Genomic DNA, 1555 nt, shown 5'->3' with positions numbered 1-1555 from the left:
TTAAATTGAAGAGTTTGATCATGGCTCAGATTGAACGCTGGCGGCAGGCCTAACACATGCAAGTCGAGCGGAAACGAGTTATCTGAACCTTCGGGGAACGATAACGGCGTCGAGCGGCGGACGGGTGAGTAATGCCTAGGAAATTGCCCTGATGTGGGGGATAACCATTGGAAACGATGGCTAATACCGCATGATGCCTACGGGCCAAAGAGGGGGACCTTCGGGCCTCTCGCGTCAGGATATGCCTAGGTGGGATTAGCTAGTTGGTGAGGTAAGGGCTCACCAAGGCGACGATCCCTAGCTGGTCTGAGAGGATGATCAGCCACACTGGAACTGAGACACGGTCCAGACTCCTACGGGAGGCAGCAGTGGGGAATATTGCACAATGGGCGCAAGCCTGATGCAGCCATGCCGCGTGTGTGAAGAAGGCCTTCGGGTTGTAAAGCACTTTCAGTCGTGAGGAAGGTAGTGTAGTTAATAGCTGCATTATTTGACGTTAGCGACAGAAGAAGCACCGGCTAACTCCGTGCCAGCAGCCGCGGTAATACGGAGGGTGCGAGCGTTAATCGGAATTACTGGGCGTAAAGCGCATGCAGGTGGTTTGTTAAGTCAGATGTGAAAGCCCGGGGCTCAACCTCGGAATAGCATTTGAAACTGGCAGACTAGAGTACTGTAGAGGGGGGTAGAATTTCAGGTGTAGCGGTGAAATGCGTAGAGATCTGAAGGAATACCGGTGGCGAAGGCGGCCCCCTGGACAGATACTGACACTCAGATGCGAAAGCGTGGGGAGCAAACAGGATTAGATACCCTGGTAGTCCACGCCGTAAACGATGTCTACTTGGAGGTTGTGGCCTTGAGCCGTGGCTTTCGGAGCTAACGCGTTAAGTAGACCGCCTGGGGAGTACGGTCGCAAGATTAAAACTCAAATGAATTGACGGGGGCCCGCACAAGCGGTGGAGCATGTGGTTTAATTCGATGCAACGCGAAGAACCTTACCTACTCTTGACATCCAGAGAACTTTCCAGAGATGGATTGGTGCCTTCGGGAACTCTGAGACAGGTGCTGCATGGCTGTCGTCAGCTCGTGTTGTGAAATGTTGGGTTAAGTCCCGCAACGAGCGCAACCCTTATCCTTGTTTGCCAGCGAGTAATGTCGGGAACTCCAGGGAGACTGCCGGTGATAAACCGGAGGAAGGTGGGGACGACGTCAAGTCATCATGGCCCTTACGAGTAGGGCTACACACGTGCTACAATGGCGCATACAGAGGGCGGCCAACTTGCGAAAGTGAGCGAATCCCAAAAAGTGCGTCGTAGTCCGGATTGGAGTCTGCAACTCGACTCCATGAAGTCGGAATCGCTAGTAATCGTGGATCAGAATGCCACGGTGAATACGTTCCCGGGCCTTGTACACACCGCCCGTCACACCATGGGAGTGGGCTGCAAAAGAAGTAGGTAGTTTAACCTTCGGGGGGACGCTTACCACTTTGTGGTTCATGACTGGGGTGAAGTCGTAACAAGGTAGCGCTAGGGGAACCTGGCGCTGGATCACCTCCTTA

At 53.6% G+C, this 1555-nt stretch carries 1 rRNA gene; it reads left to right on the top strand.

From position 1 onward, the window contains the following. Window positions 1-2: 2 nt before the first annotated feature. A 16S ribosomal RNA gene (locus R7Z50_RS24115) occupies window positions 3-1555 on the top strand.

The organism is Vibrio sp. 1249-1 (assembly GCF_033340495.1).
The sequence above is the reverse complement of the archived record's forward strand: the minus strand, read 5'-3'. Positions and strand labels throughout refer to the sequence as shown.